Raw genomic sequence first — 23,213 nt, forward strand, 5'->3', positions numbered from 1 at the left:
CGATGGGATGTGCCAGCACCATAGCCCAAAGGCCGTGGCACGGCCATCTCACCCAGGGACGGAAGTTGCAATAACCCCTGGCAACAACTCGGGAATCAGTTGATTGCAAAGACAATCATTGTCTAGTCAATTAAATTCCTGCCCATGACTTCCGCGCGCCCCACCCCCTCGATCCAGGGCTTCTACAGCCCCGACCACCTCCAGCCCGAGGACAGCGTGGGCTACCTCATGCGCAAGGTGATGTCCTCCATCCGCACCCAGGCGGATGCGCAGCTGGCTCCGCGCGACCTGACCTACGCCCAGTGGCTGCCGCTGTACAAGATCTCGCGCTGCGACAAGACCACGGTGGCCAGCCTCGCCCGCGACCTGGAGACCGATCCGGCGTCGATGACCCGGGCACTCGACCGGCTCGAAGCCAAGGGCCTGGTGCTGCGCGAGCGTTCCACCACGGACCGCCGCGTGGTGCAGCTCGCGCTCACGGCCGAAGGCCAGGCCGTGGCCGCCCAGGTGCCCGCCGTGCTGGCGGACGTGCTCAACGGCCACCTGAGCGACTTCACCCACGACGAATGGCAGCTGCTGCTGCGCATGCTGCGCCGCATGCTGGCCAATGGCGAAGCGCTGCGCCAGCAGCCGCCCGCGCAGCCCTGATCGCGGTGCCCCGTACTTTTTTCGAATCCCTGGAGATTGACGTGTCCCAACCCACCCCCTTTTCAACCCGCGCCGCCGTGGCGGCCCACTTCGCCGTCTCGGCCGTCGCGCTGGCGGCCGCCCTGTTCCTGGTCGGCTGCGCCAGCCCCGGGCCGGCACACACGCCGCTGGCACAGACCACGCCCGCCGGGGCGGGTCTGAACGCCTCGGCCAGCGAATCGGCCGCCCCGTCGCAGTGGTGGACCACCCTGGGCGACGCACAGCTCAATGCCCTGGTCGACAAGGCCCTGCAGGGCAGCCCCAGCCTGGCCGTGAGCCGCGCCCGCCTGGAGCAGGCCGTGGCGCTGAGCCAGGTGCGCGAAGCCGCCAGCGGCCCGCAGGTGAACCTGGGCGTGGACGCCACGCGCCAGCGCTACACCGCGCACGGCCTGGTGCCCGCCCCGGTGGCCGGCAACACCTACAACAGTGGCACGGTGCAGGCGACGTTCAGCTGGTCGCCCGACTTCTTTGGCCAGCACGCCGCCGAGCTGCAGGCCGCCCTGGGCCAGGCGCGCGCGGCCCAGGCCGATGCTGCCGCGGCAGCCAACACCCTGGCTGCCCAGGTGGGACGCAGCTACGTGGCCCTGGCGCGCCTGGTGTCGCAACGCGAAGTCGCGGTGCGCGCGCTGGAGCAGCGCGAAGAGCAGCGCCGCCTGACCAATGACCGCGTGGCCGCGGGCCTGGACAGCCAGGTCGAGCTGACCCAGGCCCAGGCCGCCGTGCCCGATGCGCGCACGCAGATCGAGGCGCTGGACGAGCAGATCACCCTGGCGCGCCGCCAGGTGGCCGTGCTCACCGGCCAGGCGCCCGATGCGCTCACCACCCTGACCCCGCAGCTGGCCGCCCTGCAGCCCGCGCCCGTGCCCGAGGCGCTGGGCGCCGACCTGCTCGGCCGCCGCCCCGACGTGGTGGCCGCGCGCTGGCGCGTGGAAGCCGCCACCCAGGGCGTGAAGGTCGCGCGCACGGAGTTCTACCCCAACATCAACATCGGCGCCTTCATCGGCCTGAACTCGCTGGGGCTGGACAACCTGTTCAACGCCGGCTCGCGCCAGATGGGCGTGACGCCCGCGCTGCGCCTGCCAATCTTCGACGGCGGCCGCTTGCGCGCGCAGCTGGGCGGCCGCCAGGCCGAGCTCGACGCCGCCATCGCCCAGTACAACGGCATGGTGCTCGACGCGGTCAAGGAAGCCGGCGACGCCATGGCCTCGGTGCAGTCGCTTAAGCGCCAGCAGGCGCTGCAGGACGATGCCGCCGCCAGCGCCGAGAAGGCCTACCGCTTCGCGCAGGAGCGCTACCGCGCGGGCCTGGGCAACTATCTGGTGGTGCTGTCCACCGAAAGCCAGGTGCTCGCCCAGCGCCGCCTGGCCGTGGACCTGCGCGCGCGCCAGCTCGACACCCGCCTCATGCTGATGAAGGCCCTGGGCGGCGGCTGGACGGACGACACCGACACGCTGCGCACCGCCGCGCGCTGATTCCTGGCACACGAAAAACACACACAACAAACACCTACCGAAAGATCACAGCCATGAGCGAACCCCTCACCTCCCAAGAAGCCAACACCGCCCGCCGCCGGGGCCTGACCCTGATCGCCGCCGCCGTGGCCCTGGCCGCCATCGGCTGGGGCGGCTGGCACTGGGCCAATGGCCGCCATGTGGAGACCACCGACAACGCCTACGTGGCGGGCAACGTGGTGCAGATCACACCGCAGATCGGCGGCACCGTGGTCTCCATCGGCGCGGACGACACCGATTACGTGAAGGCCGGCCAGCTGCTGGTCAAGCTCGACCCCGCCGATGCCCGCGTGGCGCTCGAGCAGGCCGAGGCGCAGCTGGCCCAGACCGTGCGCGAGGTGCGCACCCTGTTCGCCAACAACTCCACGCTGAAGGCCCAGGTCAGCCTGCGCAGCGCCGACCTGGCCCGCGCCCAGGCCGATGCCGCGCGCCTGCAGGACGACGTGGCCCGCCGCGCCCCGCTGATGGCCAGCGGCGCCGTGGGCAAGGAAGAGTTCCAGCACGCCAATGCCCAGGTCACGGCCGCCAGGAGCACCGTGGCCGCCGCCCAGGCGGCCGTGGTGGCCGCGCAGGAGCAACTGGCCGCCAGCCAGACGCAGACCGAAGGCACCTCCATCGAGCAGCACCCCAACGTGCAGCGCGCCTCGGCACGCGTGCGCGAGGCCTACCTGGCCGTGCAGCGCGCCCAGCTGGTGGCGCCGCTCGACGGCCACGTCGCCAAGCGCGGCGTGCAGGTCGGCCAGCGCGTGCAGGCCGGTGCCCCGCTGATGACACTGGTGGCCCTGAACGACCTGTGGGTGGACGCCAACTTCAAGGAAAGCCAGCTGCAGAACCTGCGCATCGGCCAGCCCGCCGAGCTGGTGGCCGACGTGTACGGCACCAAGGTCGTCTACCACGGCAAGGTCGCCGGCCTGGGTGCCGGCACGGGCGCCGCCTTCGCGCTGCTGCCCGCGCAGAACGCCACGGGCAACTGGATCAAGGTGGTGCAGCGCGTGCCCGTGCGCATTGCCCTCGACCCCAAGGAAGTCAGCGAACACGCCTTGCGCGTGGGCCTGTCGATGGACGTGAAGGTGGACACGGCCGACCAGAGCGGCAAGACCCTGTCCGACACCCAGCGCACCACGCCCGTGGCCGCCACCGCCGTGTTCGACGCGCAGTTCAAGGCCGCCGACGACGAGGTGGCCCAGATCATCGCCGCCAACCTGGGCCGCAAGGCCCTGGCCGTGGCCTCGCCCAAGGTGGTCCAGACGCCGGGCGGCAGCGCCGGGCAGGAACAGAACCACGCCTCCGCCCCCGTGCGCGCCCCTGTGGTGCAGTAAGCCGGAGTCTTTTCCATGACTGCCGCCAACCCCACCGCGGACCAGGCCGGCGCCTCGGCGCTGCCCGCCGCGCCGCCGCCGCCAGCCGCCCCGCCCGGGCCGCCCACGGCCCACCCCCGCTGCAGGGCACGGCCCTGCTGCTGGGCACGCTGTCGCTGTCGCTGGCCACGTTCATGAACGTGCTGGACTCGTCCATCGCCAACGTCTCGATTCCCGCCATTGCCGGTGACCTGGGCGTGAGCCCGGGCCAGGGCACCTGGGTGATCACCAGCTTCGGCGTTGCCAACGCCATCTCGGTGCCGCTCACGGGCTGGCTCACGCAGCGCTTCGGCGCGGTGCGGCTGTTCACCATGAGCGTGCTGCTGTTCGTGCTCACCTCCTGGCTGTGCGGCTTCGCCTCGTCGCTGGAGATGCTGGTCTTCTTCCGCGTGCTGCAGGGCCTGGTCGCCGGGCCGATGATCCCGCTGTCGCAGACGCTGCTCCTGGCCAGCTACCCGCGTGCCCTCGCCGGAACGGCGCTGGCCCTGTGGGGCGTGACCACGCTGGTCGCGCCCGTGGTGGGGCCGCTCCTGGGCGGGTGGATCACGGACAACATTTCCTGGCCGTGGATCTTCTACATCAACGTGCCCGTGGGGCTGCTGGCCGGCGTGCTCACCTGGGGCATCTACCGCAAGCGCGAGACCCCGATCCGCAAGCTGCCGATCGACACCGTGGGCCTGTCCCTGCTGGTGCTGTGGGTGGGTGCGCTGCAGCTCATGCTCGACAAGGGCAAGGAGCTCGACTGGTTCGCCTCCAACGAGATCATCGTGATGGCCGTCGTCGCGGTCGTGGCGTTCGCCGTGTTCCTGGTCTGGGAGCTCACCGACAAGCACCCGGTGGTGGACCTCAAGCTCTTCAAGGGCCGCAACTTCACCTTCGGGGCGCTCGCGCTGTCGGTGGCCTATGCGCTGTTCTTCGGCAACGTGGTGCTGCTGCCGCTGTGGCTGCAGCAGTGGATGGGCTACACCGCCACCTCGGCCGGCATGGCGCTGGCCCCGGTGGGCATCTTCGCCATCCTGCTCACGCCGCTGGTGGGCCGCAAGGTGGGCCAATGGGACCCCCGGCGCATGGCGACGGGCGCGTTCATCGTGTTCGGCATCGTGCTGTGGATGCGTTCGCAGTTCACCGTGCAGACCGACTTCATCCACATCCTGATCCCCACCCTGCTGCAGGGTGCGGCCATGGCGTTTTTCTTCATCCCGCTGACCACGCTGACGCTGGCCGGGGTGGCCCCCGAGCGCATTCCGGCCGCCGCCGGGCTGAGCAACTTCGTGCGCATCACCGCCGGGGCCATGGGCACGTCCATCGCCACCACGCTGTGGGAAAGCCGCGCCGCCATGCACCATGCGCACCTGACCGAGGGCCTGGTGCAGGGCCAGGGCGTGTTCGCCATCACGCTGGACAACCTGATGGCATCGGGCCTGACACAGTTGCAGGCGCTGGCGCAGGTGAACCGGCTGATCGACCAGCAGGCATTCACCCGCGCAGCCAACGACATCTTCCTCGGATCGGCCGGGCTGTTCCTGCTGCTGATCGGGCTGATCTGGCTGACCAGGCGGCCGCCCAGGGCCCAGGGCCCGGGCGCCGCCGACGCGGCCGGAGCGCATTGAGGGCCAGCGGGCCGGCAGCAGCTGAATAACACCGAAAAATGGCTGCAGCGCTTTAACAACAAGCGCTGGCAGCTATTTTTTTTGTAGCATTCAAACCACCTGCCGCGCACTGCGGCACTGCGCGGCCTCCCACAGGCCACGTCGGAAAAACCTGACCTCCAGGCGGGCGCGGCACCTTCGGCCGCACCCCGGGGGGCGCCCCAACAATGCAGTCACCGCAACACACAACAAGGAACTGCCATGTCGCTCTCGCTGATTCTGCTGATCGTCCTCATCCTCATCCTGGTTGGCGCACTGCCAACCTGGGGCCACAGCCGCTCATGGGGCTACGGACCCAGCGGCGGGATCGGGCTGGTGGTGCTGATTCTCGTGATCCTGCTGCTGATGGGCAGGATATGACGACGACGCCTCCCGGCTGAGGCCGGGGGCCCTGCTCCCGCAAGGGGTGGCGGCACCTGTCGGCCCCGCAAGAGAACGGCGCTTCCTTGGAAGCGCCGTTTTTTTATACCCGTTGGCGGCACCGGGTTCGATGCCCCTGCGGCCTGGCTTTTCACGCCCGGCGCTGGCCCGCTGCCGCGAAGGCTGTCGAGAACGCCGCGAACTCCTTCTGCGCCACCGTGCCATCCGCGTTGCCGCCCTGGTCCATGAGCTGCATCACCGCCTGCGAAAAACCACTGCCCGCCTGGGCGCCCTTGGTACTGGCCAGGCCCTTGAGGAATTCATCCTGCGAGATGGATCCGTCCTTGTTGGTGTCAAAACCTGCCGTCAGCTGCTCGGTTTGGTCCTCGGTGGCACCAAAGCGGGCAAGCAGGTCCCGAAAATCCTCCCTGGAGACCGACCGGCCGCCCGATGCGCCGGAAGCCCCCGCCGGCACCAAACCGCCGCCCCGTCCCACCGCGCCCACGGCGGGGCCGTCGAGTTTGCCCTGCGAGACCAGAATGCCTTTTTCTGCAAACCCCGCCAATGCCTCGGCCTGCGGACTCAGGGTGAGGACCGTGGAGGGCTCAGGCTCGGTCGCGCCAGCGCCGCGCCGCGATGCGGCGGACTTGCCCGGCCCGCTGGAGGCTGCGTTGAAGATCAGAGAGGCTACGGACGCAAGGCCGGAGATAAGAGGTGACATCGCCATGGACTCCTGTGGGGCAAAGCCCGGTGTCCTGGCCCTTCCTGCTGGTCCTTGCTTGGAGAAGACAAAAGGACAAGGCCACCGTGATCACCGCTTCGCCCAGGACATGAAGGGTACGCCGCGCCCCACGACGCAGTGGCAGGATAAAAGCACCCTTTGGACCCCATTTCGGCACCTGTCAGGCACATCCCGGCTGCGACGCGGCGCTCTATGCCCCAGCGTTGGAGCACGCCGGCGTCTCGCCTGCCCGGAGCGCGGGGACAAACCCGGGGGCTGGATGCCCCGGCGGCCCGCCGCAGTCGGCGTGCGCCCAGGGCCCTGCCCTACGGGTAACCCGGCCCGAACGCCACGAACTCTCCTTCCAGCCGCCCCGCTGGCCGCCCATCGCAGTGCAGCGCCGACGCCTGCACGATCCGGCCCAGCCCCTTGCGCTGCAGCATCCGGGTGAAAGAGCGCCAGGCCTGCGGCGTGGGCGCCTGCGCCACGGCGGTGAAGGCGCCGGCCATGGGCGCGAGGTAGTCCATGGTGTTGCGCTGGATCACCAGACGGCTGCCCAGTTGCTCGGCCGACAGGCGCAGGTGCAGCATCGACCAGGCGGCCAGGATCGCCACGGCCGATGCGCTGCCGCCAAACACCGTATCGCGGTGGTTGATGTTGGGCCCCAGCGGAGCGGCCAGCACCACCTGCTGCGGCGTGGCGTCGACCACCGTCACCTCCATGGCGTGGGACAGGGGAATGTGCTGGTGCAGATAGCCTTGGAGGTCAATGGGAGTCACGGCGTGCATTCTGAAGGGTCACGGGGAAGCGGTGGCGGAAGTGTGGCCCGCCGCAAGCCGCCACTTTGCCACGGCGGGCCCGCAGGGGCGCCGCTTTCAGGCCGGGCCGGCCCGCATGGGCAGCCTCACGCAAGGGGTGGACGGGCTGCACAAGGGCGCTGCGCCTGCGTGTCCACGATGGCAGCCACCGCCTGCGGCGTGTCCCGGTGCACGATGTGCCGCACCTGGGCCACGCCTGAACGCGGTCCCCGCGCCAGGTCCTGCGCGAGCGCGGCGCGCAGGAAGCTGGGCCGCACATCCAGGCTGGCGAGCTGATCCGCGGAAAACCACGCAAAAATGAGCTTGTGCATGCCCTCCACACCCTCATAGGGCCCATCCGAGCGGGCCAGCAGAGACCCCGGCAGAGGGCTTGCATGCAGGTACAGCCCGATTTCATGGAATGACTGGCCCGCGTGGTGGAAGAAGTTCTCCACCACAAAACCCAGCGCGCCCAACGCCACCGCCGTGTCCAGCTCTTCATGCAGTTCGCGCGCGATGGCCTCGCAGGCGCTTTCACCGGGCTCGATGGCCCCGCCCGGCAGGGCCCAGAACGTGTCGTGCTCCAGGCGGTGCAGCAGCACCTTGCCGTCATGGCGCACCACGATGGCGGCGGCGCGCTGGCGCACGCGGGGCACGGGGGCGCCGGGCCGGGCGGAGGCTGGCGGGTCGGCGGCTGTCGGGGTGGTGGTCATGGCATGTGGCCAAAAGGCGGGCTCCAGGCGGCGCCGTGCGAGGCGGGGACGCGATCCTATCCACCACGGGCGGGTTTCAGTGCAGCCGGGCTGGCCAGGTTGCAAGCAATCGCAACCGCACAGCCGGCTTGAAGGCCTGCAAGCCCTGCCGCCTATTGCCGCATGGTGCGGATCCACGCCACCGTGGCATCGATCGGATACGGGGTGGCGATGGCGTCCAGGCTCAATATCCGGTACCTGGCCATCACAGGTCTCCTTCATCGGCGATGCCGCCGTGCCAGGGCCCCGCGGCGCAATCACCGGTGCCGGGACACGCGGCACTGCAAAAAATTCATGAAAAGCGCCCGTAAGGCTTTTCCATCAAGCGCTAGCAGCTCCCGAATCAATAGCACCAATGGAAGGCAGCAGCAACCCTTGCCGGGCCGCCACGGCCTCGCGCAAGAACGCCCAGGTGGCCTGCATGCGCGCCACGTGCTTGTTCTCGGCGGGCATCGACATCCAGAACGTGCGCTGGAACCGCGCCACCCCGGGCAGCACCGGGACCAGCGAGGGATCTTGGGCCGCCACGAACGCGGGCAGCACCGCCAGCCCGGCACCGGCGCGCGCCGCCTCGTACTGCGCGAGGATGCTCGTGCTGCGCAGCACGAAATGCGCGGGGCGGTGCAGCTCGTCGAGGATCTGCAGTTCCTTGCTGAACAGCAGGTCGTCCACATAGCTGATGAAGGTGTGGCCGCGCAGGTCGTCGGCCGTGTGGACGGGCGCATGGCCGGCGAGGTAGTCGCGCGCGCCGTAGAGCTGCAACACATAGTCGGTGAGCTTGACCACCAGCACCGCGCCTCGCACGGGGCGCTCCAGGGAGATCACGATGTCCGCCTCGCGCCGCGACAGGTGCACCAGGCGGGGCAGCGCCAGAAGGTCCACCACCAGGCCCGGGTGGTTCTGTGCGAAGCGGGCCAGCTGCGGCGCGAGGATCAGGTTGCCAAAACCCTCGGTGGTGCCGATGCGCACCAGGCCGTGCAGCCCTTGCCGCACACCAGGCGCCGCACTCTCCACCGCGAGGAACGCGGCCTCCATGGCCTCCACCTTGGGCATCAGCTGCCGCCCTGCTTCCGTGAGCCGGTGGCCCCCGGCTTCACGGGCGAAAAGGGCCGATCCCACCTGTTTCTCCAGCGCCTGCAGGCGGCGCGACACGGTGGTGTGCTCCACGCCCAGGCGGCGTGCGGCGCCCACCAGCGTGCCGGCGCGCGCGAGCTCCAGAAAGTAGCGGAAATGATCCCAATCCATGGGCCGATTGTGGCGCCCTCGGAGCCCGTCGCCTGGAAGAAGAGGATGCGACGCCTGCACGCCCCCGGGCTCGCCCTCCTCCTTTCCTGCACCAGGCGCCTTTCGCTGTAAACGCGATGATTGTTAAAAATTTACACTCTGTGTTTTTTGTTGCACACTCCAGCCGCGCCCGGCACCCGAGCAGCGGCACCGCGCACAGCCACAAGAGCCCAGGGATTCCCCAAGGCCGCCGATACACAGGGAGGACAGGATGAATGCATTCATGCAGCCCCCCGCGGCTGCCCGCCAGAAACAAGCCCGTGCCGGGCTTCTCCGCGCCAGCCTCCGCGCCCCGGGCCCATTCCTTGCATCTTTCGAGAAGCCGCGCGCGGCGGGCTTCCTTTCCGCGCATCCCGGGCCACGCCCCGCTTTTCTTGCCTCCCCGCTTCCTTAGCCTCAGACATCTATGACACGCACCACTCTCTCATACAAGTCGCTTTGGGCCGGCCAGGCCTGCCTGGCGTTGGCCACCCTGGGTGCCCATGCGGCGGATGTGAGCATCACGCCGCCTGTCGGTGGCGGCTTTGTGATCAAAGGCCCCTCCAACACCGACAGGCTGCGCGTGCAAGGCTCCGGCGAAGTGCTGGTCCCCAGCCTGTCGGGCACGCCCAATACGAACACCAGCGTCCTGTGCTTTGACGGCCCGTCCGGGCGGCTGGGGCAATGCGCCCCCGGCGTGGCGTCCGGAGCCACGGGAGCGACCGGCCCGACCGGCGCGACGGGAGCCATCGGAACGACCGGCGCCACCGGCCCGGCAGGCACCACGGGCGCTACCGGGGCCGCCGGCCCCACTGGCGCGACCGGCGCGACCGGAACGGCAGGCCCCGCCGGCGCCACGGGCGCGGCGGGTAGCAACGGCGCTCCGGGCGTGGCGGGAGCCACCGGCCCCACGGGCGCCACAGGCCCTGCGGGCGCCACGGGTGCCACGGGCGCGACCGGCCTCCCAGGCCCTGCGGGCTCGCTCAGTGTCAATGTGCGGACCGCAACCGGCACCGGCACCACGGACAGTTGCAATGCGACCGCCTGCTGCCTGCCCGGGGAGAAGGTTGTAGGGGGAGGGTATGAGGGTGCCAGCGGGGCTGGCGGGATCGATACGGGCGGCGTGTTCATCGCCGCCAACTACCCCACGGCGGGCGGCGCTTGCGGCGCTTCGGTGCAAAGTTGGAGCATCCGGCTTCTGAACTCCTACCGCGTTCCCACCCTGACGTCGGCCTGCATCGCCTACGCCATCTGCGCGCAATGACGCCTCTGGAATCACCTGCGCAAGCACAGCCCCAGGGCGTGATGGTGCAGGGCATGCAAACAGCCCGGCTGCACTGGCGGTTCGACGCCGCTGCGGCCCTGGCCGAAGTCAACGCCCTGCCCTCCTCGCTGTGGCGCACCCATTTCAACGAGGGCCGCCACGATGGCGGCTGGCAGGCGCTCGCGCTGCGTTCCGCGCCCGAGGCCCCCATCGATGTCGTTCCTGTTGATGTGCCGGCATCGGGCTATGCCGACACGCCCGCGCTGGAACAGTGCCCCACGCTGCGCGCCATGCTGGACACCATGGCCTTGCCCTGGAAGTCCGTGCGGCTCATGCAATTGCTGCCGGGCTGCGAAATCAAGGAGCACACCGATGCCGGCGTGTGCGCGGCGCGGGGCGAGGCCCGCCTGCACGTGCCGCTGCATACGGGCGAGCAGGTGTTCTTCCATGTCGATGGCGAGCGCATCCCGCTGCGGGCTGGCGAGTGCTGGTACGTCGACGTATCGCGCCCGCACCGGGTTCGCAACCGTGGCAGCCAGACCCGGGTCCACCTGGTGGCGGACACCTCGGTGGACATGCGCCTGTTCGAGGCTTTCCGCGCCAGCGATGCCGGCGAGCCCCTGCCCGACCCCAGCGACCCGTGGAGCCAGTTCATCCGGTTTCGCGACTTCGTGGGAGCGGATGCGGAACACTCCGCAAGGCTCAGCGCCATCACCAACACCGCCGAGTTCGTGCAGGAATCGGTGCGCATGGGGCAGGACGCCGGCTTTCAATTTGACGCATCGGATGTGGAGTCGGCCATGAAGGCCGGGCGCCGCGCGTGGGTGGAACAATGGATTCTGTGAACTTCAGCGGCTGGCGCCCGATCCGTTTTTACATCGCCAAGGGCCAGGTGATGGTGGACTGGATCCGCATGCTCGACGAGCCGATGCGCGAGCCCTTCTTCCAGCACGGCATCCAGAGCCAGATGCAGCACCCCTTCCATCTGGCGTTCCGGCGCCAGACGCCGCTTCACGACCTGCTGGCCTGGCATGATCGGTCGCCGGGCCTGGACCCCTCGCTCGTCATCTTCCACGTGTCGCGCTGTGGCTCCACGCTCATCACGCAGGCGCTGGCGGAAAGCCCGCACCATCTGCAACTGTCGGAGCCCGCTCCGGTGGACTTTCTGCTGCGCCAGGCCTTGCCCAGCGGGTGGCTGGACAGGACCCAGGTCGTCCGTGCGTTACGGGCGTGGGCCAGTGCCTGGGGGCAGCGCTGCGACGATGCCAGCCCGGGGCTGGAGTCCTTCAGCATCAAGCTGGACGCCTGGAACACAGACAAGGCCCCGCTCGTGGCGGAAGCCTGGCCCGAAACGCCCTGGGCATTCCTGACCCGGGAACCCCTGGCGGTGCTGGTCTCGCAGATGCGAGAACGCGCCTTCTTCCTTGTGCCGGGCACGCTGGGCGCATGCCTGGACGGTCTCAGCGTCCATGAACTGGCCGTCATGCACCCTGAGCTTTACTGCGCGCGCGTGCTGGGGAACATCTATGCGGCCATGACCCAGGAGTTCGACCCCGCGCGCACACTGCTGCTCGACCACGCCGAACTGCCCGGCGCCATTGAAACCCGGGTGCTTTCCCACATGGGCTGGAATGCCTCGGCGACCGATCAAGAGCGGATGCGCGAACGTGTCACACGGCACGGCAAGCACCCCCATCAAGTCTATGTTTCAGACACGGAATCCAAACACAGCATGGCAAGCGATCATCTTCAATCCCTGACCGCGCAATGGATCGCCCCTCACTACCTGAGGCTTCAGGACCTGCGCCAGTCCCACCATCCTGCAGCCTCCCCGCATCTCGCCGAGGAGGCACTGCCATGATCGCCCCCCTGCATCGACGCCATTTCCTGGCCGCGGGCAGTGCGGTGGCGGCCACCGGCGTCTCGACGCCTGTTCTCGCGTCCGCCGGCCCGTCAAGCCCCCATTGGCACATCCTGGGCATCGCGCCCATGTCGGAAAAGCTGCCGCAGCTTGCACACGACTACCGGCACGGCGTGGAGCTGGGCCTGGCGCAGGCTGGCGCCTCGCAGGTCGGGCTGACCTGGCTGTCGGCAGGCCCCTTGCCTGGAGCCCCTGCCAAGGCCATCGGGTCCGCACTGCAGGACGGCAAGATCGATGCCGTGATGGGGTGGATACCCCCTTTGCTAGCGAAAAAGGTGTCTGCCTTGACGGAGAAGGCCGGTGTGCCCCTCTGGATCAGCGACAGCGGCGCCGACATCGCCATTCCCTCGGAACAGCACCCCCTGCAGGTTCGCCACAGCCTCGAACTGTGCACCATGGCATCCGCGCTGGCCGACAAGGTGCACGCGCAATGTGGTCCACGCGCTTTCCTGTCGATGGGCTGGCACGAATCGGGGTATGACTTTGTCCAGGCCTTCCAGCACCGCTGGCGCTCATTGGGTGGGCAGATCGTGGGCCGCCACATTGCAGGCGCTCCAGGGCGTTCACCGGAATTTGATGATCTGAAGCAGGCGATTGTTTCGCAGCAACCGGATGCGGTGATTGCATTGTTCTCCGGCCCCCAGGCGCACCGTTTCAGCCAATGGTGGCAAGCCCAGCCGGCCTTGCTGCGCACCCAACTGGCCGGGTTCCCATGGCTTTCCGATGGCACCTCGGGCGTTCGTCCATGGACCGTGGCAAGCTGGCCCACCGCAGACATCGCAGAGACTGGTTGGAAGACTCGATTCGCACAGGCAGGCCTTGCGTGGACCGCCGCTGCGCTGCTGGGTGCAGAGGCCGGCGCCAGCCTGGGCAGCGCCCTGGCGGCCGCTCCCCCGGGAACCAGCACCAAGGACGTCTGGGCGGCATTGACGAGCAAGCCGCTGGCGGGCCCTCGCGGACAACGGTACTGGGCCAGTTCCGCCAGCGACAGCGCAGGGCCGTTGTGGGAGCGCTCGACCTCCGTCACCGGCACCTGGCTCCAACGCCACCAGGCTTACTCCCACCTCGGTGCGTCCGCTGCCGCCCAGGGTGGATGGATCACTGGCTACTTTTTGACTTGATGAGGAATCGCTATGAGTGAACCGTTTATTGCCGAAATCAAAATGTTCGCTGGCAATTTCGCCCCCCGTGGGTGGGCTTTCTGCCAGGGTCAAATTATGAGCATTGCCCAAAATACGGCCTTGTTTTCCCTGCTGGGCACCACCTACGGCGGCAATGGACAAACCACCTTTGCCTTGCCAGACCTGCGTGGCCGGGCTCCCGTCGGCACAGGCCAAGGGCCGGGACTTCCCGAAGTCACCATGGGTGAAATTGGCGGCAGCCCCACCCACACGCTGATCAGCACGGAAATGCCGGCACACACCCATGCAGCGCCCACCATTCCTGCATCCACCACCCTGGGCACCCTGCAGGCACCCGGTCCCGGGGCGATGCCGGCAGCGTCCAATCAGCGCAATGCCCAATATGCTGCCAGCGGCACTGCCGATACCCAATTGCCCATGAGCAGCGCGACGACCGGTATTGCAGGTGGCAGTCAACCGTTTTCCATCATGCCCCCGTATTTGGGGATGAACTACATCATTGCCGTGGAGGGCATATACCCGTCCAGAAACTGAATGGACCAACCCGCCACGGAGCGGCGGAAAAAAGGGGCCGACGGCAGCGTTTGCCCCTTTTTGCATTTCTGCTTCACTGAACAAAAAACCGCACCCTGAGGACAGGAGCCTTCGGCTGCTCATCCCCTGATCCGCTGGGGTTCGGGCTTGCTGTTTTCATGTGCAAATAAGCACATACACATTGCAGAGCAACGCCTTGTAATTACATATTTGCACGCATAACATGCACGGGTTGGCCTGCACCGCGGGCCGTTTGCAACCCCCCGGAGACAAAACCATGAACGCACCCACCCACGTGGCCGCACTGGCCCCCACCGTCAAGCTGCTGATCGGCGGCCAGTTCGTCGAGTCCAAGACCACCGAGTGGCGCGACGTGGTGAACCCCGCCACGCAAGAGGTGCTGGCCCGCGTGCCCTTTGCCACGGCCGACGAAATCGATGCCGCCGTGGCCTCGGCCAAGGAAGCGTTCAAGACCTGGAAGAAGACGCCCATCGGCACGCGCGCCCGCATCTTCCTCAAGTACCAGCAGCTCATCCGCGAAAACATGGCCGAGCTGGCCGCCATCCTCACGGCCGAACAAGGCAAGACCTTGCCCGACGCCGAAGGCGACGTGTTCCGTGGCCTGGAAGTGGTGGAACACGCCGCCAGCATCGGCAACCTGCAGCTGGGCGAGCTGGCCAACAACGTGGCCGGTGGCGTCGATACTTACACCCTGCTCCAGCCGCTGGGCGTGTGCGCGGGCATCACGCCCTTCAACTTCCCGGCCATGATCCCGCTGTGGATGTTCCCCATGGCGATCGCCACGGGCAACACCTTCGTGCTCAAGCCCTCCGAGCAGGACCCTATGGTGACCATGCGCCTGGTCGAACTGGCGCTCGAAGCCGGCATTCCACCCGGTGTGCTCAACGTGATCCACGGCGGCGAAATGGCCGTCAACGCGATCTGCGACCACAAGGACATCAAGGCAGTCTCCTTCGTGGGCTCCACCAAGGTGGGCACCCATGTGTACAACCGCGCCACCCTGGCCGGCAAGCGCGCGCAATGCATGATGGGCGCCAAGAACCACGCGATCATCCTGCCCGACGCGAACAAGGAACAGTCGCTCAACGCCATCGCCGGTGCCGCATTTGGCGCCGCCGGCCAGCGCTGCATGGCCCTGCCCGTGGTGGTGCTGGTGGGCGACGCGCAAAAGTGGATTCCCGATCTGGTGGCCAAGGCCAAGACGCTCAAGGTCAACGGCGGCACTGAAAAGGGCACGGACGTGGGCCCGCTCGTTTCCTGTGCGGCGCTCTCGCGTGTGGAAGGCCTGATCGAACGCGGCATCGCCGATGGCGCCACGCTGGAGCTGGACGGCCGCAAGCCTGTGGTGCCCGGCTATGAAAAGGGCAACTTCGTGGGCCCGACGATCTTCTCGAACGTGAAGCCCGGCATGGCCATCTATGACCAGGAAATCTTCGGCCCCGTGCTGGCCCTGGTGCCCGCCGCCGACATCGACGAAGCCATCGAGTTCATCAACAGCAACCCCAACGGCAACGGCACGGCCATCTTCACGCAGTCGGGAGCGGCAGCGCGCAAGTTCCAGGAAGAAATCGACGTGGGCCAGGTCGGCATCAACGTGCCAATCCCCGTGCCAGTGCCGTTGTTCTCGTTCACGGGTTCGCGCGCGTCCAAGCTGGGCGACCTGGGCCCTTACGGCAAGCAGGTCGTCATGTTCTACACGCAGACCAAGACGGTGACGGCCCGCTGGTTTGATGACAGCACCACGTCGCATGGTGTGAACACGACGATTAGCTTGAAGTGACATCCCCCTGAGGCGCTGCGCGCCTTCCCCCTTCTCTTCTCTTGCATCGCTGCGCGATGCGGAAGGGGGACGCCACCCGTGCGGCGGGGCGGCCCTTGCACGGTGGCACTGGCCTTAGGCCGCGCCAGTCGTGACCACTGTGGTCGATGGTAAAAGCGGGGCATGCAAATTGATCTGACAATGATGCGGGGATGGGCCATGGTCTTCGGTGCGGCTTGCGTGATGCTGGTGGGAGCTGATGCCCACGCGCAGGCCGGTGCCGCCTGCAAACCCGGCGGCAGCGTGGAGGAAACCAATGCCTGCGCGGTGCAGGCCTTTCAGGCGGCAGACACGCAGATTGGCATCCTTTACGGTGATGTGATGCGCGCCCTGTCGGCCCACGAGCGGCCCCAGCTGCGGCAGGAGCACACGGCCTGGCAGCGCGAACGCACCACGCGCTGCAAGCAGGCCACGCGCAGTGCCGAGTCGCAGCCCCAGTGGCCGCGCCTGTACCACGAGTGTCTGACGACGGAGACCGAGACCCGCCGCAAGGGCCTGATGCGCTGGCTGACGCTGGACCACCCATCCGCCAGGCCCTGAACCGGGCGCCCAGAACAACAAGAACCGACGACGAGACAGAACACCATGGACTTTGAACTCACCGAAGAACAACGCGCCTTTGCCCAGACGGCCCGCGACTTTGCGCAAGCCGAGTTCGCGCCCCACGCGGCGTTGTGGGACGCCGAGGGCATCTTCCCGAAGGAAGCCATCGCCAAGGCGGGCGAGCTGGGCTTTTGTGGCCTGTATGCACCCGAGAACGCCGGTGGCCTCGCCCTGCCCCGCCTGGACGCCACACTGGTGTTCGAGGAAATGGCCGCCATCGACCCCAGCACCACCGCCTTCATCACCATCCACAACATGGCCACCTGGATGCTGGGCACCTGGGCCACCCCCGTCGTGCGCGACCACTGGGGGCCGCTGTTGACCACGGGCGAGAAGCTCGCGTCCTACTGCCTCACCGAGCCCGGCGCAGGCTCCGACGCCGCCTCGCTCAAGACGCGTGCCGAACTGGTGGGCCACGACTACGTCATCAACGGCAGCAAGGCCTTCATCAGCGGCGCAGGCAGCACCGACGTGCTGGTGCTCATGGCGCGCACGGGCGACGCGAATTCGGGCGCTAGCGGCGTCAGCGCCTTTGCCGTGCCAGCCGATGCACCCGGCATCACCTACGGCAAGAAGGAACACAAGATGGGCTGGAACAGCCAGCCCACGCGCACCATCAGCTTCGACAACGTGCGCATCCCGGCCGACCACCTGCTGGGCCGCGAGGGCGAAGGCTTCAAGATCGCGATGAAGGGCCTGGACGGCGGCCGCATCAACATCGCCACCTGCTCGGTGGGCGCGGCGCAAGGCGCGCTCAACGCCGCGCAGCAATACATGCAGGACCGCAAGCAGTTTGGCAAACCCATCGCCAGCTTCCAGGCCCTGCAGTTCAAGCTGGCCGACATGGCGACGGAACTCGTGGCCGCGCGCCAGATGGTGCGCCTGGCCGCCAGCAAGCTGGACGCGGGGGCCCGCGACGCCTCCACCTACTGCGCCATGGCCAAGCGCTTCGCCACCGACGCGGGCTTCACCGTCATCAACGACGCCCTGCAGTTGCACGGCGGCTATGGCTACATCCGCGAATACCCGCTGGAGCGCCTGCTGCGCGACGCGCGCGTGCACCAGATCCTGGAAGGCACGAACGAAATCATGCGCGTGATCATTGCGCGGCGCATGCTGGACGGGGATGCGACGGAGGCCATCCGCTAGGCAAAAACTCCTGTTTTTATAGCTGCCAGCGCTTATCCATCAAGCGCTAGCGGCCTATTTGACCTGAAACCATGCCCGCCCGCCCCCTCTCCGACGAAACCCTGCACCTGATCGACGCCGTGCGCACGGCGCTCGCGCACCGCAGCGACGTGGAGGAGCGCCCGCTGTTCGGCACCCATGCGTTTTTTGTGGACGGCAAGATGTGTGTCGCCGTCAAGGGCGAGGAACTGCTGGTGCGCCTGCCGCCGGAGCGCCATGGCGAGGTGCAGGAGATGCAGAACACCCGCGAGCTGTCGCCCGGCGGCGGCATGAAGGGCTACTTCTGGGTGGAGCCCAATGGCTACGCCACTCGCGCACAGTGGAACCATTGGCTCGAAGCAGCCCTGGCCTACAACCCGCTGGCCAAGGCATCGCCGCGCAAGAAGAAAACAACCAACACCCCGGCCGCGGCCAGGAAAGCGCCCGCCAGCACCGGCACCCAGCCGAAGAAAAAAACCGCCGCGAAGAAGCACAGCATCTTCGAAGCCGACGACTGATCTGCCCCACCCTCCCTGGAGCCCACCACCATGCCCCTTCGCATCGTCCGCCTCGGCACCCCGCGCGCCGCCGGGGAAGGCACCCGCATCGGCACCGTGCGCCGCCCGCCGCGTGGCGTGCCCAAGACCGAGTTCGCCAGCCGCGACTACTACGACGTGTGGTACCCCCTGCTGTCCCCCACGGCCGAACTCATGGCCCAGGGCCAGCAGGCGCAGACGGACAAGGAGTGGGAAGCGTTCGTCAAGCAGTTCCGCAAGGAACTGGCCCAGCCCGAGGCCAGCCGCACGCTGGACCTGCTGGCCGCGCTCTCGCGCCATGCCGCGATGTCGCTGGGCTGCTACTGCGAGGACGAATCGCGTTGTCACCGCTCGGTGCTGCGCGCGGAGCTGAAAGCCCGCGGCGCAGATTTCGCCGAGTGATTTTCAAGCCTTTTCGGCCGGTAGCCCTTTGAAAACAAGCGCTGGCAGCTATCAATTTCATACCAACCCGATTCACCACCACAACGACATCCAGGAGAAACACACCATGAAGATTGCATTCATCGGCCTCGGCAACATGGGCGGCCCCATGGCCCTGAACCTGCACAAGGCGGGCCACGACGTGGGCGCCTTCGACCTCTCCAAGCCGGCCTGCGACAAGCTCGCCGCCGATGGCGTGCGCATCGCGACGGACGCCGGCGCCTGCGTGCAAGGGGCCGAGGTCGTCATCAGCATGCTGCCCGCCAGCCAGCACGTGGAAACGCTCTATCTGGGCAGCGACCGGCAACCCGGCCTGCTGCCGCTGCTGGCCGAGGGCACGCTGGTGATCGACTGCTCGACCATCGCCGCAGCCACGTCGCGCAAGGTGGCCGAGGCCGCCAAGGCACGGGGCATGGACTTCATCGACGCGCCCGTCTCGGGCGGCACGGGCGGGGCCATCGCCGGCACGCTGACCTTCATGGTGGGCGGCGACACCCCGGCACTGGAACGCGCGCGCCCCGTGCTCGAGAAGATGGGCGCCAACATCTTTCACGCCGGCGCCGTGGGCGCGGGCCAGACGGCCAAGATCTGCAACAACATGCTGCTGGGCATCCTGATGGCCGGCACCAGCGAGGCGATCGCCCTGGGCGTGGCCAATGGCCTGGACCCGAAGGTGCTCTCCGAGATCATGCGCCGCAGCTCGGGCGGCAACTGGGCGCTGGAGAAGTACAACCCCATGCCCGGCGTGATGGAGACCGCGCCGGCGAGCAAGGGCTATGCGGGCGGCTTCGGCACCGACCTCATGCTCAAGGACCTGGGGCTGGCGCAGGAGAACGCCGCGGCCGTGAAGGCCTCCACCCCGCTCGGCGGCCTGGCGCGCAGCCTGTATGCCGCACACAGCCTGGCGGGCCATGGCGCGCTGGATTTCTCCAGCATCATCAAGTTGGTGCAAAAACACTGACACTACGCGGCGGCGCGGCGGCGGGGCCCGCCACGGGACCGCCGCCGGACTCAATGCGCGGGCACGCCGGCGGAACCCGCCAGGAACTGGGCCTCGAACACGTCCGCGGGCAGGGGCCGGCTGAGCAGGTAGCCCTGGATCTCGTCGCAGCCCAGCAGTGCGAGCCGGCGGCACTGGTCGTCCGTCTCGACCCCCTCGGCCACCACCTTGAGCCCCAGCGAGTGCCCCATGTTGATGATGGTGGACACCAGCGCCTGCCCCTGGGCTCCGGTGTCCATGCCCAGGATGAAGGAGCGGTCGATCTTGAGCGTGTCGGCCGGCAGCGTGGCCAGGTAGCTCAGCGATGAGAACCCGGTGCCGAAATCGTCGATGGCGATCGTGATGTCCATCTCGCGCAGGGCGTGCAGGCTGCGCCTGCTGTGCTCCACGTCCTCCATCACCATGCTTTCGGTGATCTCCAGCTCCAGCCCGCTGCCCGCCCCCGGGTCCAGGGCCAGGGCCTCGCGCACCTCGGCCACGAAGTTGCGGTGCCGCAGCTGCAGGAACGACACATTGACCGCCACGCGCAGCGGCGCGTGGCCCGCCTGCCGCCAGCGCCGGTTGTCCGCCAGCGCCTGGCGAAGGGCCCAGCGGCCCACGTCGTAGATCAGGCCGGTCTCCTCCAGGATGGGAATGAAGAGCCCCGGTGGCACCAGGCCCCGGTGCGGATCGTTCCAGCGGATCAGCGCCTCGGCGCCCGCCACGACGCCGCTGGCCAGGCATTGCTTGGGCTGGTAGTGCAAAACAAACTGGCCCTGCTCCAGCGCTTCGCGCAGGCGGCCTTCCAGGCTCAGCGCCTCGGCCACGCGGGTGTTCATTTCAGAGGTGTAGAACAGCAGGCTGTCGGCCGATGCCTTGGCCTTGCCGACCGCGGCCTCGGCGTTGCGCAGCAGCGCTTCGGCATCCACGCCGTCCATGGGGTACAGGGCCACCCCTGCCTTGGCGGCCATGCGCAGCTCGGTCTGCCCCAGCAGGAAGGGCGCATCAAAGCAGCTGCGCATGAGATGGTCCACCACCAGCGCCACGGCCCCGGCATCGCGGGCGCCGGCCACGGCCATGCCGAAACTGTTGATCCCGATGCGCGCCACGCCGTGCACATCGGCCGCCGCATGCTGCAGCCGCTGCGCCACCTGCTTGAGAAGCTCGTCCCCCATCTGCCGCCCCAGCGTGTCATTGACGAACCGGAACCGGCTGATGTCCATCAGCGCGATCCCGAGCAGCGGCCGCGGCCCTTCGCGGGGCCGCAGGTGCTGGCCGGCGCGCTCCAGGAAAAGCGTGCGGTTGGGCAGGCCGGTGATCTCGTCGTAGTAGGCCAGGTAACTCAGCCGGTCTTCCTTGTCGAGGTGGTCGAGCGCGAAGCCGATGTCGCCGGCCAGCTCGGTCAGCAGCTTCATCTCGGCCTCGTCGAAAAAACCCACCTCTTCGGAAAACAGGGCCAGCACCCCCACCACCTCGTGGGCCACGACCAGCGGCAGCATGGCCAGCGACGCCACGCCACGCTGCGCCAGCAGGCCGGGCAGCAAGATCCGGGGGTCGCCCACCACGTCGTCGCACACGGCGGGCAGCCCGGTGCGAACCACCTCCGCGCTCAGGCTCTCGCCCGGGGTGGGCTTGTCGTGGAGCCGCAGCCGGTCCCGGATGTGCGCGAGGAAGTCCTCTCCCGCGCCAGAGAGCGCCACCGGCACCAGCTGCTGGCGGGCCGCGTCCACCTTGCCCAGCCACGCGATCTTGAACTGCCCTTCCTCCACGGCGATGCGGCAGGCCTCGTGAAACAGCTCCTCGCGCTTGCGCACGCGCACGATCAGCGTGTTGATGCCGCTGAGCATGGCGTACACGCGGTTGAGCCGCTTGATCTTGTGCTCGGCCTCCTTGCGCTCGGTGATGTCCTCCCCGAGCGCGGCCACGCCGGTCACCTGGCCGCCCGCCGACCGCAGCACGGTATTGTTCCAGTGCACCAGCCTGCGCTCGCCGCCGCGGGTGATGATTTCGTTGTCGTAGTGCCAGGCAGAAGGGCGGTCGGCCAGCAGGTCGGCGAACACGTCGCGCACATCCGCCTGCTCGGGCGGCACGAACAGCGAGAACCAGTTCTGGCCGGACACCTCGTCGCGCCGCCACCCGGTCAGGCGCAGCAGGTAGTCGTTGCAATAGGTGATGCGCCCCTCGCAGTCGAGCATCAGCGAGATCATCTCCACCTTGTCCAGCATGTCGTTGAAGCGGCGGTCGCTCTCGCGCAGTTCTTCCTCCGCGCGCTTTTGCACGCTGATGTCCTGGATGGTGTTGAACCAGCGGACGGTGTCGCTGCCCACGCCATCGTCGGCCAGCAAAGGCTCCATGACCTGGCGCAGGTGGATCACCGCGCCGTCTGCGCGCACGAGGCGGTAGTTGAAATCCAGGCGCACGCCCTCGGTGGCAGCCTCCAGCGCGCGCTCACGGAACAAGGGCTGGTCGTCCGGATACACGAGGGCCAGCCATTCGCGCGCGGACCGGGGCATCGCCGACGGCTCCACGCCCAGCATCTGGGGGCAAGTGTCGGGCCAGCTCTCGAACACGCCGTCCTGGCTGCTGATCACATGGGTGATCTTGGCCAGCACCTGCGCGCGGTGCAGGCCCGCCTCGCTGGCCCGGAGCTCTTCGATGACCCGCTTGCGCTCGATCACCTCGAACTGAAGCTGGTCGGCATGGCGCTGCACCTCCGCGTACAGGCTTCCGTTCTCGTAGATGCGCCCCACCTGGGCGCCCAGGATGGACAGGATCTTCTCGTCCTCGGCGCTGAACTCGTGCGACCCGGGCTTGTTGGCCAGGCAGATCCAGCCATAGGAGAACGACAGCGATGTGATGGGCGCGATCAGGCCGCAGTGCAGCGCCGGATAGCCCGCCGGCAAGCCCACCTCGCGGGGGTCGCCGCTGGCGTTGGCCACCCGCCGCGCCCGCCGCTCGGCGCGCACGCTGCCCAGCAGGCCGTGCGACACCACGGGCAGGTCCAGCACCCCCGTCGCGGCGGCATCGATGCCACTGGTGCAGACCAGGGCCGCATGGCCATCCTTGCGCACGGCGCACAGCACCACGTACTGCGCGCCCACCAGGTCCCGCGCACCCCGGCAGACGCTGGCCAGCAGCACCTGCGGGTCGCGCTCGGACGCCAGCTGCAGGTTCAGGTCGGTCAGCGCCGCCAGCCGGCGGTTCATGGCTTCCAGCTCGGCCACGTTGCCGGTGAGCTTGTCCGCCATGAGCTGCAGGTGCCGCGTCTGGAAGCTGTGCTCCAGCGGGAGCACGGGCTGTGGCGGAACCTGCGACAGCGCCTGCTCGATGGCCGCGATGATGTCCTGCGGCTCGCAGGGCTTCACCAGCACCTGGGCGACCCCGCAGGCCAGGGCCAGGTTGCGCGCCTCCTGCTCGCGGAAATGCGCGCTGTAGAAAATCACCTGCGTGGCGGCGAGCTGGGGATCGGCACGCAACTGCCGCACGAACTCATAGCCGTCCATCGTGGGCATCAGGATGTCGGAGATCACCAGCTGCGGGCGTTCTGCCCGCACCACGTCCAGCGCCTGGGCGCCGTCCGCCGCCTCCAGCGCCTGGTGGCCGCTGTGTCCTATGAGCGTGGCCACCAGCGCCCGGTTGGCCGGAAGGTCATCCACGACAAGGATCTTGGCCATGCTGCCGCCGTAGC

The 23,213-nt window shown here is 68.2% G+C and carries 21 protein-coding genes; 16 read left to right on the forward strand and 5 right to left on the reverse strand.

What is annotated here, in order from left to right:
* Positions 1-144 precede the first annotated feature (144 nt).
* From AC3RCE_RS13835 to AC3RCE_RS13855, 5 genes are all read left to right on the forward strand, one after another.
* On the forward strand, positions 145-648 hold the full coding sequence (locus AC3RCE_RS13835; protein WP_218338520.1) for a MarR family winged helix-turn-helix transcriptional regulator: 504 nt from the start codon (positions 145-147) through the stop codon (positions 646-648).
* A gap of 41 nt (positions 649-689) precedes the next feature.
* Positions 690-2,159 carry an efflux transporter outer membrane subunit gene (locus AC3RCE_RS13840; protein WP_370627703.1) on the forward strand — a complete coding sequence of 490 codons (1,470 nt, stop codon included), beginning with the start codon at positions 690-692 and terminating at the stop codon, positions 2,157-2,159.
* Positions 2,160-2,212: 53 nt separating this feature from the next.
* Positions 2,213-3,517 (forward strand): HlyD family secretion protein, encoded by a 1,305-nt coding sequence (locus AC3RCE_RS13845; RefSeq protein ID WP_492253258.1) that lies wholly within the window; start codon positions 2,213-2,215, stop codon positions 3,515-3,517.
* 173 nt (positions 3,518-3,690) lie between these two features.
* Positions 3,691-5,166, forward strand: a complete 1,476-nt coding sequence (locus tag AC3RCE_RS13850) for a DHA2 family efflux MFS transporter permease subunit (RefSeq protein WP_492253259.1) — start codon at positions 3,691-3,693, stop codon at positions 5,164-5,166.
* A gap of 240 nt (positions 5,167-5,406) precedes the next feature.
* Positions 5,407-5,565: a DUF3309 family protein gene (locus AC3RCE_RS13855; RefSeq protein ID WP_007856361.1), complete on the forward strand. Its 159-nt coding sequence runs from the start codon at positions 5,407-5,409 to the stop codon at positions 5,563-5,565.
* A 151-nt stretch (positions 5,566-5,716) separates the two neighbouring features.
* Here the strand turns inward: AC3RCE_RS13855 and AC3RCE_RS13860 are convergent, their stop codons facing one another.
* The 4 genes from AC3RCE_RS13860 to AC3RCE_RS13875 form a co-directional block, all read right to left on the reverse strand.
* Complete coding sequence (locus AC3RCE_RS13860) at positions 5,717-6,286, reverse strand: EF-hand domain-containing protein (RefSeq protein WP_492253260.1); 570 nt, start codon at positions 6,284-6,286, stop codon at positions 5,717-5,719.
* Between the two features lie 326 nt (positions 6,287-6,612).
* Complete coding sequence (locus AC3RCE_RS13865) at positions 6,613-7,065, reverse strand: YiiD C-terminal domain-containing protein (RefSeq protein ID WP_492253261.1); 453 nt, start codon at positions 7,063-7,065, stop codon at positions 6,613-6,615.
* 125 nt (positions 7,066-7,190) lie between these two features.
* A complete protein-coding gene (locus AC3RCE_RS13870; protein WP_218294912.1) occupies positions 7,191-7,796 on the reverse strand; it encodes an NUDIX hydrolase in 606 nt (201 codons plus the stop codon).
* Positions 7,797-8,156: 360 nt separating this feature from the next.
* Positions 8,157-9,080 carry a LysR family transcriptional regulator gene (locus tag AC3RCE_RS13875; protein ID WP_218294911.1) on the reverse strand — a complete coding sequence of 308 codons (924 nt, stop codon included), beginning with the start codon at positions 9,078-9,080 and terminating at the stop codon, positions 8,157-8,159.
* Between the two features lie 445 nt (positions 9,081-9,525).
* Between AC3RCE_RS13875 and AC3RCE_RS13880 the strand changes: the two genes are divergently transcribed.
* The 11 genes from AC3RCE_RS13880 (at position 9,526) to mmsB (ending at position 19,507) form a co-directional block, all read left to right on the forward strand.
* Positions 9,526-10,362, forward strand: a complete 837-nt coding sequence (locus tag AC3RCE_RS13880; protein WP_218294910.1) for a hypothetical protein — start codon at positions 9,526-9,528, stop codon at positions 10,360-10,362.
* Positions 10,359-11,207, forward strand: coding sequence for an aspartyl/asparaginyl beta-hydroxylase domain-containing protein (locus AC3RCE_RS13885; protein WP_492253262.1), 849 nt, complete (start codon positions 10,359-10,361; stop codon positions 11,205-11,207). The genes AC3RCE_RS13880 and AC3RCE_RS13885 overlap by 4 nt, the downstream gene beginning before the upstream one ends.
* A complete protein-coding gene (locus tag AC3RCE_RS13890) occupies positions 11,195-12,223 on the forward strand; it encodes a sulfotransferase family protein (protein ID WP_218294908.1) in 1,029 nt (342 codons plus the stop codon). Before AC3RCE_RS13885 ends, AC3RCE_RS13890 begins: the two co-directional genes overlap by 13 nt.
* A complete protein-coding gene (locus AC3RCE_RS13895; protein ID WP_492253263.1) occupies positions 12,220-13,404 on the forward strand; it encodes a type 1 periplasmic-binding domain-containing protein in 1,185 nt (394 codons plus the stop codon). Before AC3RCE_RS13890 ends, AC3RCE_RS13895 begins: the two co-directional genes overlap by 4 nt.
* A 12-nt stretch (positions 13,405-13,416) precedes the next feature.
* Positions 13,417-13,959 (forward strand): phage tail protein, encoded by a 543-nt coding sequence (locus AC3RCE_RS13900; RefSeq protein WP_218294906.1) that lies wholly within the window; start codon positions 13,417-13,419, stop codon positions 13,957-13,959.
* A 277-nt stretch (positions 13,960-14,236) separates the two neighbouring features.
* Entirely contained in the window at positions 14,237-15,760 is a 1,524-nt protein-coding gene (locus AC3RCE_RS13905) for a CoA-acylating methylmalonate-semialdehyde dehydrogenase (protein WP_492253264.1), read from the forward strand.
* 198 nt (positions 15,761-15,958) lie between these two features.
* Positions 15,959-16,339: a lysozyme inhibitor LprI family protein gene (locus AC3RCE_RS13910; protein ID WP_369643908.1), complete on the forward strand. Its 381-nt coding sequence runs from the start codon at positions 15,959-15,961 to the stop codon at positions 16,337-16,339.
* Positions 16,340-16,384: 45 nt separating this feature from the next.
* The gene (locus AC3RCE_RS13915; RefSeq protein WP_369642527.1) at positions 16,385-17,551 is read left to right on the forward strand and encodes an acyl-CoA dehydrogenase family protein; all 1,167 of its coding nucleotides are present in this window, start codon (positions 16,385-16,387) and stop codon (positions 17,549-17,551) included.
* 71 nt (positions 17,552-17,622) lie between these two features.
* The gene (locus AC3RCE_RS13920) at positions 17,623-18,087 is read left to right on the forward strand and encodes a TfoX/Sxy family protein (protein ID WP_369642528.1); all 465 of its coding nucleotides are present in this window, start codon (positions 17,623-17,625) and stop codon (positions 18,085-18,087) included.
* Between the two features lie 30 nt (positions 18,088-18,117).
* Positions 18,118-18,507 carry a DUF488 domain-containing protein gene (locus tag AC3RCE_RS13925; protein WP_218294902.1) on the forward strand — a complete coding sequence of 130 codons (390 nt, stop codon included), beginning with the start codon at positions 18,118-18,120 and terminating at the stop codon, positions 18,505-18,507.
* A gap of 106 nt (positions 18,508-18,613) precedes the next feature.
* Positions 18,614-19,507 carry a 3-hydroxyisobutyrate dehydrogenase gene (gene mmsB / locus AC3RCE_RS13930; RefSeq protein ID WP_218294901.1) on the forward strand — a complete coding sequence of 298 codons (894 nt, stop codon included), beginning with the start codon at positions 18,614-18,616 and terminating at the stop codon, positions 19,505-19,507.
* Between the two features lie 50 nt (positions 19,508-19,557).
* Here the strand turns inward: mmsB and AC3RCE_RS13935 are convergent, their stop codons facing one another.
* Positions 19,558-23,199, reverse strand: a complete 3,642-nt coding sequence (locus AC3RCE_RS13935) for an EAL domain-containing protein (RefSeq protein ID WP_492253265.1) — start codon at positions 23,197-23,199, stop codon at positions 19,558-19,560.
* Positions 23,200-23,213 lie beyond the last annotated feature (14 nt).

The sequence above is a fragment of the Acidovorax sp. GW823-FHT05D11 genome, from assembly GCF_058795695.1.